The organism is Massilia sp. 2TAF26 (genome assembly GCF_052115005.1).
GTDB lineage: Bacteria > Pseudomonadota > Gammaproteobacteria > Burkholderiales > Burkholderiaceae_D > Telluria.
The window spans coordinates 26,194-40,319 of record NZ_JBFRFV010000013.1; the positions used below are offsets into that span (position 1 = coordinate 26,194).

The following is a 14,126-nucleotide window of genomic DNA, read 5'->3' on the forward strand; positions in this document are numbered from 1 at the left end:
GAACGGTGATTATCTACCGATCCGCATATTGATGGGCCAGCGCACCGGCCGCCTGCGGTTCGGGTCGCCCCAGGCCGCACCGATATCGTTGGCGAAGGCGATCAGCAGGTCTTCCCGTCCCGCTTCCCTGGCGCTGCGCACGGCCGACCAGGTGGTCAGATAGCCGAGGAATTCGGACAGGTGCCAGTCGAGGCGGATCTCCAGCGCGGGCGGCGCCAGCTCCTCGAAGGGGAAGGCGATGGTGGCGTAGCCGCTGTCGACCAGCTTGCGCTCCGGCGGCCAGTAGGGCCCGATCTCGTCCCAATAGAACTTCTGGAAGCGCTCGTCGAGTTCCGCTTCGAGTTTCATCACGCCATAGCTGACCAGGGCCACGGCCGCACCCGGCCTGGCGATCCGGCGCACCTCGCGGTAGAAGGCCGGCAGGTCGAACCAGTGCGCGGCCTGGGCCGCGGTGATCAGGCTGGCGCTGGCATCAAGCAGGGGAAGCTGCTCGGCCGGCGCGCAGCGGTATGCGATGCGCTCGTTCGGGATGGCGTTCGCGATCTGGTCGGCGCTCGGATCGAGCCCGACCACTTTATTGAACCAGGGCGCCAGAAGCTGGGTCAGTTGCCCGTTGCCGCAGCCGACGTCGACGGCGGTGTCGTGGTCCGGCGCCAGCGAGGCCAGCCAGGCCGCGAGCTCGCGCGGGTATTCGGGGCGGAAGCGGGCGTAGGCGCGGCCACCCTGGTCGAACCAGTTGCGTGCCGGTGGATTAGTCATTGGCATTCTCTCCTTGTAGTTCGGTTTTCGCGGCCATCACGCGGGACGCGAAGCCTTCGCGCTCCAGGGCCCCGGCCGCGGCCTCCAGCGCCCGCCTGAGCGGATAGCCGATTTCCTGTTCCAGGCGGTCGATGGCGGCAAAGGTCGCGGTCCAGTGCCGTTCCAGCTTGCGGACCAGGGCGCGGCCGGACGCGGTGAGCCGGATGCCGGTCTTGCGCCCGTCGTCGAGGGCGTGGCGTGACACGAGTCCGTCGCCGTCCAGCAGGGCGACGGTCTGGCTGATCGCGCCTTGCGTCAGGCGGGTGCTTTCGGTGATGTCGGTGACGGTGCGGGCGCCGGCATGCAGGGCGCGCAGTACCGGTGTGTAGCGCGCCCGGTAATTCAGGCGCATGGCACGGTAATGTTCCTCGGCGCCCTGTTCGACGAGGTCGTTGACGTAGCGGAGCAGTTCGCCGAGTCCGGGATTCTGTCTGGTATCCATGCGCCCGATAATACATTAGCGCTAATGTAAATTCAACGACGCGGTGGATCCGTCCTCGACGTCAGCGGATTGGCCGCGACCGCCGCCGCCAGCATCAGCCCGACCACGTCCGGCAGCAGCATCCTGGCGCCGATAAAGACGAGGATGGCGAGGATGGGGAGGATGTCCGAGGCGAACACCAGGTCCGCGGCCTCGACCGGCGCCGGTACCAGGAACGGCGGCGTGGCATGGCCTATCGGGCGGCGGGGCGCCTTGCCGTCCTGCGCATGCCGCGCCGTATCGCGTTGACGCGCCGTTCCAGTTCGGTGATCCTCGCCTCGTCTGGATCGGCCGGCACTCCTTCAGACGGCAGAGCTGCGCTAAGTTTGCGCATGAAGCGCCGGAAGGCATCCTCATCCTGCTTGTGTGCACGTTTTTTCATTTCCGTCATGTTGCCATGGAGGTGCGGCAAGCCGTGTCGCGGCACCTTGCCCTCAATTTGCCGATGCCGTATTGATGCTAAGATACTTTTCGGGACAGGCGCCAAAAGTGCCCAAGATGACGATAAAGCGAATCAAGGAGATTGCCGTTGCAAGATTTTAATAATAGTGGGCAGATCAACGTCCAGGGAGACTTTAACGTAACCGACAACTCGCATAATCAGCACAAACTGCTGATCTATTGCTCGAATGAAGAGTTGCTGGAGGAGCGGCCCTTCAGACAGGAAAATATCCGCCTTGAGCAGGCGAGGAAAATCAAGAGGTTGAGGCCACTCTACGTACTTTGTGTTCTCTTGTTTGCGAGCGCTGCTGCGTGGGCGACCATCAATGGCAAGGCTGATCTGGCGTCGTTCCTCATGGGAGCCGGCGGCCTCTTTGTCGGTTTTCAGACGCTCAAGGCCACCATCGAGCCAAATGGTTTCCAAATCGACGAGCAGAACGCCGTTAACGAAATCAATAAATTGCTGAAACAGCGTAGAGCGGAGTGAGTGCGGCTGGCAGGAAGGATCGCTGTGAACCAGCAAGATGAGGTGGTCGGGGTGAGAGGATTCGAACCTCCGGCCTCTACGTCCCGAACGTAGCGCTCTACCGGGCTAAGCTACACCCCGACTGGTATGGGTACTGCTGAGGGAAAACACTGATGGTCGGGGTGAGAGGATTCGAACCTCCGGCCTCTACGTCCCGAACGTAGCGCTCTACCGGGCTAAGCTACACCCCGACTGGTTTGAGATCCGTCGCCGAATCTCGGGAAGGCATTACTATAGTTGCCTCAGTGGTTCCTGTCAACTGCGAAGCTGCACAGCTGGAGCAGGCTTTGCTTGTATTCGCTCTCCGGCAGGTCGGCGATGGCGGCGGCTGCGCGCTCGGCGGCGGCTTCGGCTTCCCGGCGCGTATAGTCGAGCGCACCGCTGGTGGTGACGGCCGACAGCACGGCGTCGAAATGGGTCTCGTCGCCCTGTTCGATGCAGCTGCGGATCAGTTCGCGCTGCTCGGCGCTGCCGTTTTCCATCACGTAGATCAGGGGCAGGGTGGGCTTGCCTTCGCGCAGGTCGTCGCCGACGTTCTTGCCGATCTCGGCGGCGTCGCCGGCATAGTCGAGCACGTCGTCGATCAGCTGGAAGGCGGTGCCCAGCGAGCGGCCGTACTCGCCGGCGGCGTCGATCTGGGCGTCGTTGGCGCCGGCCACCAGGGCGCCGAGCTGGGCGGCGGCCTCGAACAGCTTGGCCGTCTTGGAGCGGATCACGGTCAGGTAGCTTTCCTGGGTGACGTCTGGATCGTGCATGTTCAGCAGCTGCAGGACTTCACCCTCGGCGATGACGGTGGTGGCGCGCGACAGGATTTCCATCACGCGCATGTTGTCCAGGCTGGTCATCATCTCGAAGGCGCGCGAGTACAGGTAGTCGCCGACCAGCACCGAGGCGGCGTTGCCGAACATCGCGTTGGCGGTCTGGCGGCCGCGGCGCATCGAGGATTCGTCGACCACGTCGTCGTGCAGCAGGGTCGCGGTGTGGATGAACTCCACCACGGCGGCCAGTTCGTGATGGCCGGCGCCTTTGTAGCCGTAGGCGTTGGCCAGCAGTAACACCAGTACCGGACGGATCCGCTTGCCACCGGCGCTGATGATGTATTCGGCGATCTGGTTCACCAGTGCGACGTCCGACTGAAGCCGCTGTCGGATCACGCCGTTGACGGCCTCCATGTCGGTTGCGATCGTGCGGGTGATGGGGTTCTGTTGGGCGGTATTGGTGGCGGCGGACAAGGCGGACCTGCGTGACGTTGTGGGCGGTGTGGATGTGATAAGTGGCGCGATTATACGATAAGCAAGCAAAACTCGCGCTTTTTCACATCGGTTTGGCCGGGAGGAGGCCTTTGCCACGTGCGGCTGCGGAAGCGGCATGAGGTTTCGCTGCCACAGCAGTTTTGACGCCCTGCACCAAATTATGTATAATCCTCTGTTCCCCGAATCCTGGGCACGCTGTACGCCGGGTTCGCTGGAATTTCTTTAAACAATTAATGAGGTTTCAAATCATGTACGCGGTCATAAAAACCGGTGGCAAGCAATACAAAGTTGTCGCTGGCGAAAAACTCAAAGTAGAACAGATACCGGCAGACATTGGTTCCGAACTCACTATCGATCAGGTTCTCGCCGTCGGCGAGGGCGAGAGCATCAAATTTGGTGCTCCGCTGGTGGAAGGTGCTTCGGTTCGCGTGACTGTTGTTTCGCACGGTCGTCACGACAAAGTGCGTATCTTCAAGATGCGTCGTCGTAAGCACTACCAGAAGCGTCAGGGCCATCGCCAGAACTACACCGAAATCCAAGTGGTTGCGATCAACGGCTAATTGCCGCGCGTCCTCATCAGTCATCAAGGAGCATCTAAATGGCACACAAAAAAGGCGGCGGTACTACCCGCAACGGCCGTGACTCAGAAAGCAAACGCCTTGGCGTGAAAGTCTACGGCGGCCAGTCGATCAACGCAGGCGGCATCATCATGCGTCAGCGCGGCACCACCATCCGTCCGGGCACCAACGTTGGCCTGGGCAAGGACCACACCCTGTTCGCCCTGGTGAACGGTACCGTGAAGTTCGTCAAGCAAGGCGTCGGCTCGAAGCAGTACGTGACCGTCGTTGCTGCTGAAGCAGTCGCTGCTTAAATAAAGCGGCCAGCGGAACCTCGCTCTGGCAAGGTTCCGCGACGTGAGGCGCAAGCCTTGCAATCGATAGGCTCTGCCCTCAGGTAGGGCCTTTTTAATTTCTGGCGTTGTCACCGTTAAGTGCGGATCCATGGGCCCATCTTGTGGCACATTTAACAGTGACATAGCCCTCAGTTTTGGTGGTTCATCATGAAGTTTATCGACGAAGCAAGAATCGAAGTCATCGGCGGTGACGGCGGCAACGGCTGCGCCTCGTTCCGACGCGAGAAATTCCGTCCCTTCGGCGGTCCGGACGGCGGCGACGGCGGCCGCGGCGGCTCGATCTGGGCGATCGCCGACCGCAACGTCAACACGCTGGTCGATTTCCGTTTCTCCAAGGTCCACACGGCGCGCAACGGCGAACCGGGCCGCGGCTCCGACTGCTACGGCAAGGGCGCCGAGGATGTCTACCTGCGCATGCCGGTCGGCACCCTGATCATCGACGATAACAATGGCGAGATCATCGCCGACCTTACCGAACACGAGCAGGTCGAACTGCTGGCCAAGGGTGGCGAGGGCGGCTGGGGCAACATCCACTTCAAGACCTCGACCAACCGCGCGCCGCGCCAGAAGACCGAAGGCAAGGAAGGCGAGCGCCGCGCGCTGCGCCTCGAGCTGAAGGTGCTGGCCGACGTCGGCCTGCTGGGCATGCCGAACGCCGGCAAGTCGACCTTCATCACCGCCGTGTCGAACGCGCGTCCGAAGATCGCCGACTATCCGTTCACGACCCTGCATCCGAACCTCGGCGTGGTGCGCGTCTCGCACGCGAAGAGCTTCGTGATCGCCGACATCCCGGGCCTGATCGAAGGCGCGGCGGAAGGCGCTGGCCTGGGTCACCAGTTCCTGCGCCACCTGAGCCGCACCGGCCTGCTGCTGCACATCGTCGACTTTGCGCCGGCGGACGGCAAGAGCGACCCGGTCAAGGACACCAAGGCCCTGGTCAAGGAACTCGAGAAGTACGACGAGGAACTGGTCAACAAGCCGCGCTGGCTGGTATTGAACAAGCTGGACGTCGTGCCTCCGGACGAGCGCAAGAAGCTGGTCAAGGACTTCGTCAAGAAGCTGGCCTGGAAGGGTCCGGTCTTCGAGATCTCGGCCCTGAACCGCGAAGGCTGCGAAGACCTCATCCACGCGATCTACCAGTACCTGGAAGAGAAGCGCCACGCGGAACACCGCTCGGAAGAAAAGCAGATGACCGAAGAAGCGCGCGGCATCTCGTCCATCGATCCGGACGATCCCCGCTTCAAGATCCTCGAAGACTGATTTGCTGCCAAGCCCGTCGCGTCGCCTCCACCTGCGCAGCCAGCTGCTGCAGGTGACCGCCGTGGCCAGTTCGCTGGCCGCGCTGTCGGCATTGCTCGATCCGGACCGGATCGCCAACGCGCTGGGACTGTTTCTCGTCGGCGTGAACGGCTACAGCCAGTTCTACGCCATCTATGTCGGAGTGCGCCTCGCCACCGCGGGGCTGGCTCTGCTGGCGGCCAGGCGGGGCGACCAGCCCATCCTCGGCGACCTCGCAGCATTATTCATCCTGGCGCAGCCGCTCGGCCGCATCGTCGCGTCCTTCGCGATCGGCCTGCCCCAGGGCTCATTGTTCGTCGTTAGCGGGATCGAGCTGCTGGTCGGCCTGGCGCTGCTGCTGCTCCGCCCGCACGGAAAGCTTCTGTCGCCATGAATCCTGCCACCTCCGTCATCCAACAGGCCGCCCGCATCATCGTCAAGGTCGGCTCCTCGCTCGTCACCAACGAAGGCCGCGGCCTCGATAACGCCGCCATCGCGCGCTGGGCCGCGCAGATCGCCTCGCTGCGCACCCTCGGCAAGGAAGTCGTGCTGGTGTCTTCCGGCGCGATCGCCGAAGGCATGCTGCGCCTCGGCTTTTCCGCACGCCCGACCGACATCCACGAACTGCAGGCCTGCGCCGCCTGCGGCCAGATGGGCCTGGCCCAGATCTACGAAACCAGCTTCGCCACCCACGGCGTCAAGACCGCCCAGGTTCTGCTGACCCACGCCGACCTGGCCGACCGCGAACGCTATTTGAATGCGCGCTCCACCTTGACCACGTTGCTGCGCCTGGGCGTGGTCCCGATCATCAACGAGAACGACACCGTGGTCACCGACGAGATCAAGTTTGGCGACAACGACACCCTCGGCGCCCTGGTCGCCAACCTGATCGAGGCCGATGGTCTGGTCATCCTGACCGACCAGAAAGGTTTGTATTCGGCCGATCCGCGCAAGGACCCGTCCGCGAAGCTGATCCAGGAAGCCGAAGCCGGCGACACCACGCTCGAAGCGATGGCCGGCGGCGCCGGCAGCAGCATCGGCCGCGGCGGGATGCTGACCAAGGTGCTGGCCGCCAAGCGCGCCGCGCGTTCGGGCGCGCATACCGTGATCGCCTGGGGCAGGGAAGACAATGTGCTGGTGCGCCTGGCCGGCGGCGAGGCGATCGGCACCCAGCTGCTGGCGCCGACCGCGCGCCTGACCGCGCGCCGCCAGTGGATGGTCGACCACCTGCACACGGCCGGCGAACTGGTGCTGGATGCCGGCGCCGTGCAGAAACTGGTGAAGGAAGGGAAGTCGTTGCTGCCGATCGGCGTGTCCGCCGTGCGCGGCGAATTCGGGCGCGGCGCCCTCGTCTCCTGCGTGAACGAAGACGGCGCCGAGATCGCGCGCGGGCTGACCAACTACACCGCTTCTGAAGTGAAGCGCATCATGCGCCATGCCTCGTCCGAGATCGAGTCTATCCTCGGTTATGTCGAGGCGCCGGAGCTGGTGCACCGGGATAACCTGGTGCTGCTCTGACAGTCAGCGGCGCAGCAGCGCCGCGTGATTGAGCTCGACCTGGTCTTCCGCTGCGCGGAAAGTGAAGCGCAGGCCCTCTACCACCTGCTTCTGCGGCAGCTGCTGTTCGAAGCAGGTCTGCTCGACACCCGGCGCCGGCGCCGGCATACGTCCCTCCCAGGCCTTATGCCAGCCGCCGTTCCCATCCTGCACTTCGACCAGCGCCAGGTCGCGTGCGCCCATCCCGTTCATCGCGGCATGGATCGTGTCGGTGGCGACCGGTTGGTCGAAGCTCACGCTCATCCGGCGCGCCGGACTGCCTTCGACGGCGACGCCGTTCGCCTCCACCCAGCGGCCCTGCGCGGCCGTCTTGCCCGCCTGTTTGCAGTCCAGTGCCGGCGCCACGCCGTAGCGCACGCCGGTGGCGGCCTGCGCCGCCGCCGCGCAGCTCAGGGTCATCAACATCAGCATCAACCGGGCGCGCGCACGTGTCATGAAATGCTCAGGCATGGTGTCCTCCTTAATTCGATTTGAAGATCGCGGCATCGGCCAGGATCACCGCTTCTTCGCTGCGGCGGAAAGTGTAGCGCAGCGCCGCCACCTGGCGCGCACCGCCCAGGTCCTGCTGCAGCCACACGTAGCCGCAGCCGGCCGGCGCTTCGTGGACGCCGACCGGCGTGAGCCCGGTCCACTTGCCCTCGGCGTCGCGGATTTCCACCTTGTCGAGCGCGGCGAGCGCCGCGCGGTTCAGTCCCGCGCGCACCGCGCTGGCGGTGGCCGGGGCATCGAACAGCTCGACGAAGGTGGAAGGCCGGCCGGGTTCCGGCATTGCCCTGGGTGCGATCAGCCAGCTGCCCTGCGGCGCCCGCGCAGCCGTTCCCAGCGTGCACGCCGGCGGCAGTGCGGACAGCGTGGCACGCAGGGTTTCGGCATTGCGGCGGGCGGTCTCGATATCGTGGACAGGGTCCTGTGCGGGAGCCGTCCTGCTGCACGCGCAGGCCAGGGACAGGCAGGCAAGCAGCAGGGCCGGACGGTAAATATCGTTCATGGTCGTGCCTCGTGGCAGACCACGCACAGCTTGTTGCCGTCGGGGTCGCGGAAATAGGCGCCGTAATAATTGGCGTGGTAGTCGGGGCGCAGTCCCGGGGCGCCGGCGCAGCTGCCGCCGTGGGCGAGCGCGAGGGCATGGGCGCGGTCGACGGTGGCACGGTCCGGGGCAAGAAAAGCCGTCATCTGGCCGTTGCCGGCGGCGTGCTCGCCCTCGAAGGGCGCGCCGACCAGGAACAGCGGCCGCGGCTGGCCCGGCAGTTGCCAGCCGGCCCAGGGACGGGAGCGGTCGCAGAAGCGCTGCGCGATGGCGAGCAGGGACATCAGCGGTTCGTAGAAGGCGAGGGAGCGGTCGAAGTCGGCCGTGCCGACGAATACATGAGAAAACATGTTGCAAGACTAACAGTTTATGAGCGGCGAATGTGCGTGGATTGTTGCATCCCGGGAATCAGGAAACTGGTGCAGAGAGCTTGAGTCGGCATCATTCGAGTATTTTTATTGCGACAACATGGAAATGAAGATTGCTAGTTAATGGATGCTTCGTGCTACATTATCTCGAAATCAAGAACATCCACGGGAAGGATAGCCATGCAGGAATTGAACCTCGCCTCACAGTTGCTGGAGGGCGGCACCGGCATCGTCGTGATCGGCGCCCTGTCCGTGCTGGCACTGGCCGTGTCGCTCGAGCGCTTCGCCAACTTCCGTGCGGCCAGGGTGGCGCCGCAGGCGCTGGCCGACGAAGCCCTCGACCTGTGGCGCGCCGGCGATTACCCGGCCCTGGCGGCACTCGCCGGCGCAAGCCGCAGCAGCCTGGCGCGGGTACTGGAATTCATGGCCGGCCATTCGCGCCTGCCGGTCGAGACCCTGTCGGCGCGCTCCGCCGAGATCGCGTCCACCGAGCTGCGCCTGCAGCAGCAGAAGGCGTATGCGCTGAACGTGGTGGCCACCATCGCGCCCATCGTCGGCCTGCTGGGCACCGTGATCGGCATGATCGAAGCCTTCCACGTGATCGCCTTCAACGGCATGGGCGATCCGACCCTGCTGGCCGGCGGCATCTCGAAGGCGCTGGTCAACACCGCGGCCGGGCTGTCGGTGGCGCTGCCCGCGCTGGCGATGCATCACTTCTTCCGCAACCGCATGGTCAATATCGGCATCACGCTCGAACGCCAGCTGGGAAGGCTGCTGGACGAGACCCGCGCGCGGGAGCACATGGGGGAGGAATACCGTGCGCATTGACCTCGGCGACGACGAACAGCCCGAGATCGGCCTGATCGCGCTGATCGACTGCATCTTCTTCCTGCTGATGTTCTTCATGGTCGCGACCTCGTTCAAGCAAAAGGAGCAGCAGCACAAGGACAAGCCGCTGCCGATCCAGCTGCCGCGCGCCAGTGCGACGCCGGTGCGCGCCCTGGCGGCGCCGGATCCGCTGGTGATCCGGGTCGACCAGGCCGGCGTCGTCTCGATCGGCGGAGAAGGCATGGGCGCCGAAGCCCTGCACGAGCGCCTGCGCGAGGAGGCGCGGCGCCAGCCGGGACGCCCGGTGCGCATCGAGGGCGACGGCCGCGTGCATTACCAGAGCATCGTCCGCGTGCTGGACCTGTGCCAGTTCGAGGGCCTGACGAATATCGCGATGCTGACGCGGCGGCAGTAGATGGAAGCCCTGGCCGATCCGAAGCTCGAGCGTGCGAGCCTGCGGCAGCTGGCGCTGCGCCGGCCCTGGTTGCCGCTGTCGGCCGCCGCGCATGGCGTGCTGCTGCTTGCCCTGATCGGCGCCGGCCCGGTGCGCGTGGAACTCAGGCGCGACGAAGGCTTGCGCGCGCAGGTGGACGAATCGCTGCGGCAGACCGCGCGCCGCGAGATGCAGCGCGAGTTGCGGAGCATGGAAGAGATCCGGGACGCGCTCGAGAAGAGCAACGGACGCGCGTCCGCCGGAGAGGGCAGGGAGGGCGGGGCCAGGGGCGCGCCGCCGGCCAGCGATCCGGCACGGCGGGCGCGCCAGTTGATGGAGGCGATCGGGAAGGTGCAGCAGGAAGTGCGCGCCGCCGAGATGGCGCGTGTGCTGGGCATTCCCGAAAACGAGGCGCTCAGGCGCGTGCAGGCCGAGGAGGCGGGCAAGCCGAAGGCGGCGCTGCCCAAGGGCCGGCCGGAAGCGGTGGTGGCAAAGCTGGCCGCCGACGCCAGGGCCGCGTTGGCGCAGCGCCGCGCCCAGCTGATGGCGCAGCAGCAGGGCGTCAAGCTGAGCCAGCAGGGGCAACAGCGTGGCCCGGGCAGCCGCGGCGGCCAGGGTGGGCAGACCGGCCAGCTCGCGAAGACCGCCGAGGCCGGGCAGGGCGGGCTGGGGGCCATGAACGGCGGCGTCGCCACCAACGGTCCGGGCGGCCAGTCGGCGTCGATGGGCGGCCGGCTCGACGCCCTGGCCAGCGGCCTCGGGATGAACACGCCGACTGCGCTGGCCGGCAGCAGCCTGGACATGTCGAGCGAAGGCTTCAGCGACCAGCGCCGCTACGGCGAATTCCTCGCGCCGCCGGTCGTCGACGCGGCCACGGTGCGCACCGGCGCCGGCCGCACGCTGGGCCGCGGCGGCAGCTACGCCAACCGCATCTACCTGAATACATGGTACGTGATCGGTCCCTTCGCCGGCCGCGGACGCGACAGCATCGAGGCCGTCTATCCGCCCGAGCGCGGCGTCGACCTGGACGCGGTCTACTACGGCAAGAACGACGAACCGGTGCGCTGGATCTGGCAGCAGGACACCGACTATCCCTTCGTGCCGCGCCCGCGCGCCGAGAGCGCGGTCTACTACGCCTACACCGAGGTCATGGTCGAGGAGGACACCGACATGTGGATGCACATCGGCGGGGACGACGACACCAGGCTGTGGTTCAACGACCGCCTGGTCTGGAACAGCGGCGACGGCGACAAGCCCTGGTACCGCCAGCCCTACACCACGCTGGACACGCAGATGGCGCTGTTGAACCTGACCGAAGGCCAGCGCAAGCTGCACTTCCACAAGGGCCGCAACACGATCCTGCTGAAGCTCTACAACGGCACGAACCTGATGTTCTTTTCCGTCGTTCTCACGCCAGCATGATGCTGTAGACTCGAGGGCCATGGAAAATACCTCGCCCCTCGCCGTCGTCCAGGCCCAATTGGACGCCTTCAACGCCAAGGACATCGATGCCCTGATGCGCACCTATGCGACGGACGCCGAGCAGTTCGCGCTGCACGGCGAACGCCTGGCCAGGGGGCATGAAGAACTGCGGCCGCGCTACCTGGCGCGCTTTTCGGAGCCGGACCTGCATGCGCGCCTGCTGTCGCGCACCGCGATGGGAAACTTCGTGACCGACTTCGAACTCATCACCCGCAACTTCCCGGAAGGCCCGGGCACCCTCGAGATGCTGTGCATTTACGAGGTGATCGATGGACGCATCCGGCGCGCCTCGTTCGCGCCGGGCGCGATGACTCTCCTTACTCGCCGAGCGAAGGCACGGCGGCGGGCAGGAGGTTCTTCGGCGCCGGCGTCTTGTCCTTGAACTCGCACAGGTCGCTGATGATGCAGTTCCAGCACTTGGGCGTGCGCGCCACGCAGGTGTAGCGGCCGTGCAGGATCAGCCAGTGGTGGGCGTCCTGCAGGAATTCCTTCGGCACGAATTTGAGCAGCTTCTGCTCGACCACGTCGACGTTCTTGCCCGGCGCGATTCCGGTGCGGTTCGAGACGCGGAAGATGTGGGTATCGACCGCCATGGTCGGTTCGCCGAAGGCGGTGTTCAGCACCACGTTGGCGGTCTTGCGGCCCACGCCCGGCAGGGCTTCCAGCGCCTCGCGCTCGCGCGGCACTTCGCCGCCGTACTGGTTCACCAGGATCTCGCAGGTGGCGATCACGTTCTTGGCCTTGTTGTTGTACAGGCCGATGGTCGAGATATAGGTCTTCAGCTCGTCGAGGCCGAGGTCGAGGATGGCCTGCGGCGTGTTCGCCACCGGATACAGCCTGCGGGTGGCCTTGTTGACGCCGACGTCGGTGGACTGAGCCGACAGCAGCACCGCGATCAGCAGTTCGAAGGGCGTGCTGAATTCGAGTTCGGTGGTCGGATGCGGATTGGCGGCGCGAAAGCGCGTGAAGATCTCGTAGCGCTTGGTTGCGTTCATTCGGGTTTTCCTGCGGCCTTCTGGCGCGCGCGCTCGATGGCGGCGGCGATGATGGCACGCTTGCGCTCCTTCTCGGCCAGCTCTTCGGCGGTGTTGGTTTCTTCGGCGGTCACGGCGCGCATCTTTTCCAGGGCCTTGGCGGCCAGGCGCGCATCGTTTTCTTCTTTTTCGCGTTGCAGGCGCTCGGTGCGGAAGTCGTGGCGCGCACGCGCGGCGTCGGCCTGTTCCTGCGACCAGGCGTCCCAGCCGGTGCGCTCGCCGGTCACCGGAATCATCGCGATGCAGTCGACCGGGCAGGGCGCCACGCACAGGTCGCAGCCGGTGCACAGGCTGGGCAGGATGGTGTGCATCTGCTTGGGCGCGCCGAGGATGGCGTCGACCGGGCAGGCCTGGATGCACAGGGTGCAGCCGATGCACAGGTTCTCGTCGATGAAGGCGACCGGGCGCGGACGCTCCAGGCCATTCGCGGGATTGATCGGGATGACGGGACGGCCCGTCAGCCGCGCCAGCCGCGCGACGCCCTCCATGCCGCCCGGCGGGCAGCGGTTGATGTCGGCCTCGCCGCTGGCGATCGCTTCCGCGTACGGACGGCAGGCGGGATAGCCGCACTTCGTACACTGCGTCTGCGGCAACAGGTCTTCAATCTGGTCGGCGAGGGTCTTCGTCACGATGGGTCGCGCAATTTTCTAAACCGCCATTATCCGATAAACGACCAGCCTTTGTCCTACATGGTTTCGTGAGGCAACGAACGGAGCAGTAGTTGTGGATGGTGGTCTACTGGACCCAGGCAATAAACTACTGGAGGGTCTTATGGAAAAGAAGCACCTCATCATTCCGGCATTGGTCACTGCACTGCTGAGCGCCAGCGCCGCGAGTTTTGCCCAGGACCGCTATCAAGGCGACCGTGACCGCAACGACCATGGCGACCGTTATAGCCAGCGCGACCGCAACGACGGCCGCCGTGACGACAACCGCCGTGACGACAACCGCCGTGACGACGGCCGCCGCGACCATGGATACGACAACCGCGGGGATGGCTACCAGGCCCGTGGCGGCGGCCGCGCCGGCAACGAAGGCTGGGGCGAGGAGCGCCGCTGGAGCGGCGCCGGTCCGGACCACAGTTTCCGCCGCGGCGACCGCCTGCCCGAACGCTACCGCAACCACCAATATGTGGTGAACAATTATCGGGAACATCATTTGCGGCCGCCGCCGCGGGGCTATCACTGGGTGCAGACGGGTGGCGACTATGTGCTGGCGGCGATTGCCACCGGCGTGATCGCAGACCTGATCATCAATCACTGAAGCCGTGGGCTGCCCCCGCGTGGGGCGGCCCCGGTAGGTGACACACCGGAAGGGAAGCCATGCGCCGCAGACAGCCGTTCACAACCTTGTCCATCGCCCTCGCCATGTGCACGTGTGCGTCCGCATGGGCCCAGCAGGACGTGCATGCTCGCCAGGAAATCGCCCACCTGCTCGATTTCGTCGCCCAGTCCGGCTGCCAGTTCAATCGCAACGGCAGCTGGCACGACAGCAAGGCGGCGCGCGACCATCTCCAGGACAAATACGCTTACCTGCAGCGCCGCAATCTGGTGCCGGACACCCGCGCCTTCATCGAACGGGCGGCCTCGGAGAGCAGTTTCACGCACCGGGCCTACCAGGTCCGCTGCGGAAATGGACAGCCGGTCACCAGCGCGCAATGGCTGAACGCCGAGCTGGAGCGTTACCGGGCCGGCGAGCATAAATAGT

Annotated in this window: 21 protein-coding genes and 2 tRNA genes; 12 read left to right on the plus strand and 11 right to left on the minus strand. The window is 65.3% G+C overall.

The window, feature by feature from the left end:
* Window positions 1-9 precede the first annotated feature (9 nt).
* From AB4Z32_RS14960 to AB4Z32_RS14970, 3 genes are read right to left on the minus strand one after another with little or no spacing between them, the layout of a single operon-like run.
* Entirely contained in the window at window positions 10-759 is a 750-nt protein-coding gene (locus AB4Z32_RS14960; protein ID WP_442122647.1) for a class I SAM-dependent methyltransferase, read from the minus strand.
* The gene (locus AB4Z32_RS14965; RefSeq protein WP_442122648.1) at window positions 752-1,240 is read right to left on the minus strand and encodes a MarR family winged helix-turn-helix transcriptional regulator; all 489 of its coding nucleotides are present in this window, start codon (window positions 1,238-1,240) and stop codon (window positions 752-754) included. The genes AB4Z32_RS14960 and AB4Z32_RS14965 overlap by 8 nt, the downstream gene beginning before the upstream one ends.
* A 32-nt stretch (window positions 1,241-1,272) precedes the next feature.
* Window positions 1,273-1,419 carry a hypothetical protein gene (locus AB4Z32_RS14970; protein ID WP_442122649.1) on the minus strand — a complete coding sequence of 49 codons (147 nt, stop codon included), beginning with the start codon at window positions 1,417-1,419 and terminating at the stop codon, window positions 1,273-1,275.
* A 389-nt stretch (window positions 1,420-1,808) separates the two neighbouring features.
* On the opposite strand from AB4Z32_RS14970, the gene AB4Z32_RS14975 reads away from it, so the two are divergent.
* Window positions 1,809-2,207, plus strand: a complete 399-nt coding sequence (locus tag AB4Z32_RS14975; protein WP_442122650.1) for a hypothetical protein — start codon at window positions 1,809-1,811, stop codon at window positions 2,205-2,207.
* 43 nt (window positions 2,208-2,250) lie between these two features.
* On the opposite strand, the gene AB4Z32_RS14980 is transcribed toward AB4Z32_RS14975, so the two are convergent.
* The 3 genes from AB4Z32_RS14980 to ispB form a co-directional block, all read right to left on the minus strand.
* Window positions 2,251-2,327 (minus strand) — tRNA-Pro (locus tag AB4Z32_RS14980).
* A 33-nt stretch (window positions 2,328-2,360) separates the two neighbouring features.
* Window positions 2,361-2,437, minus strand: a tRNA-Pro gene (locus AB4Z32_RS14985).
* 51 nt (window positions 2,438-2,488) lie between these two features.
* A complete protein-coding gene (ispB, locus tag AB4Z32_RS14990; protein WP_442122651.1) occupies window positions 2,489-3,478 on the minus strand; it encodes an octaprenyl diphosphate synthase in 990 nt (329 codons plus the stop codon).
* 269 nt (window positions 3,479-3,747) lie between these two features.
* On the opposite strand from ispB, the gene rplU reads away from it, so the two are divergent.
* From rplU to proB, 5 genes are all read left to right on the plus strand, one after another.
* The gene (gene rplU, locus AB4Z32_RS14995) at window positions 3,748-4,059 is read left to right on the plus strand and encodes a 50S ribosomal protein L21 (protein ID WP_036230184.1); all 312 of its coding nucleotides are present in this window, start codon (window positions 3,748-3,750) and stop codon (window positions 4,057-4,059) included.
* 38 nt (window positions 4,060-4,097) lie between these two features.
* Window positions 4,098-4,370: a 50S ribosomal protein L27 gene (gene rpmA / locus AB4Z32_RS15000; RefSeq protein ID WP_047824517.1), complete on the plus strand. Its 273-nt coding sequence runs from the start codon at window positions 4,098-4,100 to the stop codon at window positions 4,368-4,370.
* Window positions 4,371-4,559: 189 nt separating this feature from the next.
* Entirely contained in the window at window positions 4,560-5,672 is a 1,113-nt protein-coding gene (gene cgtA, locus AB4Z32_RS15005; RefSeq protein WP_442122652.1) for an Obg family GTPase CgtA, read from the plus strand.
* A gap of 1 nt (window position 5,673) precedes the next feature.
* Window positions 5,674-6,084 (plus strand): hypothetical protein, encoded by a 411-nt coding sequence (locus AB4Z32_RS15010; RefSeq protein WP_442122653.1) that lies wholly within the window; start codon window positions 5,674-5,676, stop codon window positions 6,082-6,084.
* The gene (gene proB / locus AB4Z32_RS15015; protein ID WP_442122654.1) at window positions 6,081-7,208 is read left to right on the plus strand and encodes a glutamate 5-kinase; all 1,128 of its coding nucleotides are present in this window, start codon (window positions 6,081-6,083) and stop codon (window positions 7,206-7,208) included. The genes AB4Z32_RS15010 and proB overlap by 4 nt, the downstream gene beginning before the upstream one ends.
* A 3-nt stretch (window positions 7,209-7,211) precedes the next feature.
* On the opposite strand, the gene AB4Z32_RS15020 is transcribed toward proB, so the two are convergent.
* From AB4Z32_RS15020 to AB4Z32_RS15030, 3 genes are read right to left on the minus strand one after another with little or no spacing between them, the layout of a single operon-like run.
* Complete coding sequence (locus AB4Z32_RS15020; RefSeq protein ID WP_442122655.1) at window positions 7,212-7,697, minus strand: hypothetical protein; 486 nt, start codon at window positions 7,695-7,697, stop codon at window positions 7,212-7,214.
* Window positions 7,698-7,707: 10 nt separating this feature from the next.
* The gene (locus AB4Z32_RS15025; RefSeq protein WP_442122656.1) at window positions 7,708-8,235 is read right to left on the minus strand and encodes a hypothetical protein; all 528 of its coding nucleotides are present in this window, start codon (window positions 8,233-8,235) and stop codon (window positions 7,708-7,710) included.
* Window positions 8,232-8,624, minus strand: a complete 393-nt coding sequence (locus tag AB4Z32_RS15030) for a VOC family protein (protein ID WP_442122657.1) — start codon at window positions 8,622-8,624, stop codon at window positions 8,232-8,234. Before AB4Z32_RS15030 ends, AB4Z32_RS15025 begins: the two co-directional genes overlap by 4 nt.
* Window positions 8,625-8,822: 198 nt before the next feature.
* Between AB4Z32_RS15030 and AB4Z32_RS15035 the strand changes: the two genes are divergently transcribed.
* Genes AB4Z32_RS15035 through AB4Z32_RS15050 form a run of 4 tightly spaced genes read left to right on the plus strand, consistent with a single transcriptional unit; the run spans window position 8,823 to window position 11,767 of the window.
* Window positions 8,823-9,470, plus strand: coding sequence for a MotA/TolQ/ExbB proton channel family protein (locus AB4Z32_RS15035; RefSeq protein WP_442122658.1), 648 nt, complete (start codon window positions 8,823-8,825; stop codon window positions 9,468-9,470).
* Window positions 9,460-9,885: an ExbD/TolR family protein gene (locus AB4Z32_RS15040; RefSeq protein ID WP_442122659.1), complete on the plus strand. Its 426-nt coding sequence runs from the start codon at window positions 9,460-9,462 to the stop codon at window positions 9,883-9,885. Before AB4Z32_RS15035 ends, AB4Z32_RS15040 begins: the two co-directional genes overlap by 11 nt.
* Window positions 9,886-11,325 (plus strand): hypothetical protein, encoded by a 1,440-nt coding sequence (locus AB4Z32_RS15045; RefSeq protein WP_442122660.1) that lies wholly within the window; start codon window positions 9,886-9,888, stop codon window positions 11,323-11,325.
* 19 nt (window positions 11,326-11,344) lie between these two features.
* Entirely contained in the window at window positions 11,345-11,767 is a 423-nt protein-coding gene (locus AB4Z32_RS15050) for a nuclear transport factor 2 family protein (protein WP_442122661.1), read from the plus strand.
* Here AB4Z32_RS15050 and nth read toward each other — a convergent pair.
* Entirely contained in the window at window positions 11,703-12,380 is a 678-nt protein-coding gene (nth, locus tag AB4Z32_RS15055; protein WP_442122662.1) for an endonuclease III, read from the minus strand. The genes AB4Z32_RS15050 and nth overlap by 65 nt on opposite strands.
* Complete coding sequence (rsxB, locus tag AB4Z32_RS15060; protein ID WP_442122663.1) at window positions 12,377-13,048, minus strand: electron transport complex subunit RsxB; 672 nt, start codon at window positions 13,046-13,048, stop codon at window positions 12,377-12,379. Before rsxB ends, nth begins: the two co-directional genes overlap by 4 nt.
* A 142-nt stretch (window positions 13,049-13,190) precedes the next feature.
* On the opposite strand from rsxB, the gene AB4Z32_RS15065 reads away from it, so the two are divergent.
* Both AB4Z32_RS15065 and AB4Z32_RS15070 read left to right on the plus strand, forming a co-directional pair.
* Entirely contained in the window at window positions 13,191-13,682 is a 492-nt protein-coding gene (locus AB4Z32_RS15065) for an RcnB family protein (RefSeq protein WP_442122664.1), read from the plus strand.
* Window positions 13,683-13,741: 59 nt separating this feature from the next.
* A complete protein-coding gene (locus tag AB4Z32_RS15070) occupies window positions 13,742-14,125 on the plus strand; it encodes a DUF5329 domain-containing protein (protein WP_442122665.1) in 384 nt (127 codons plus the stop codon).
* Window position 14,126: the final 1 nt, after the last annotated feature.

Bases quoted from the DNA above. Each gene is read 5' to 3' on its own strand.
- AB4Z32_RS14960 (WP_442122647.1), bottom strand. From the start codon at position 759: ATGACTAATCCACCGGCACGCAACTGGTTCGACCAGGGTGGCCGCGCC.
- AB4Z32_RS14965 (WP_442122648.1), bottom strand. From the start codon at position 1,240: ATGGATACCAGACAGAATCCCGGACTCGGCGAACTGCTCCGCTACGTC.
- rplU (WP_036230184.1), top strand. From the start codon at position 3,748: ATGTACGCGGTCATAAAAACCGGTGGCAAGCAATACAAAGTTGTCGCT.
- rpmA (WP_047824517.1), top strand. From the start codon at position 4,098: ATGGCACACAAAAAAGGCGGCGGTACTACCCGCAACGGCCGTGACTCA.
- cgtA (WP_442122652.1), top strand. From the start codon at position 4,560: ATGAAGTTTATCGACGAAGCAAGAATCGAAGTCATCGGCGGTGACGGC.
- proB (WP_442122654.1), top strand. From the start codon at position 6,081: ATGAATCCTGCCACCTCCGTCATCCAACAGGCCGCCCGCATCATCGTC.
- AB4Z32_RS15020 (WP_442122655.1), bottom strand. From the start codon at position 7,697: ATGCCTGAGCATTTCATGACACGTGCGCGCGCCCGGTTGATGCTGATG.
- AB4Z32_RS15025 (WP_442122656.1), bottom strand. From the start codon at position 8,235: ATGAACGATATTTACCGTCCGGCCCTGCTGCTTGCCTGCCTGTCCCTG.
- AB4Z32_RS15030 (WP_442122657.1), bottom strand. From the start codon at position 8,624: ATGTTTTCTCATGTATTCGTCGGCACGGCCGACTTCGACCGCTCCCTC.
- AB4Z32_RS15035 (WP_442122658.1), top strand. From the start codon at position 8,823: ATGCAGGAATTGAACCTCGCCTCACAGTTGCTGGAGGGCGGCACCGGC.
- AB4Z32_RS15045 (WP_442122660.1), top strand. From the start codon at position 9,886: ATGGAAGCCCTGGCCGATCCGAAGCTCGAGCGTGCGAGCCTGCGGCAG.
- AB4Z32_RS15050 (WP_442122661.1), top strand. From the start codon at position 11,345: ATGGAAAATACCTCGCCCCTCGCCGTCGTCCAGGCCCAATTGGACGCC.
- nth (WP_442122662.1), bottom strand. From the start codon at position 12,380: ATGAACGCAACCAAGCGCTACGAGATCTTCACGCGCTTTCGCGCCGCC.
- AB4Z32_RS15065 (WP_442122664.1), top strand. From the start codon at position 13,191: ATGGAAAAGAAGCACCTCATCATTCCGGCATTGGTCACTGCACTGCTG.
- AB4Z32_RS15070 (WP_442122665.1), top strand. From the start codon at position 13,742: ATGCGCCGCAGACAGCCGTTCACAACCTTGTCCATCGCCCTCGCCATG.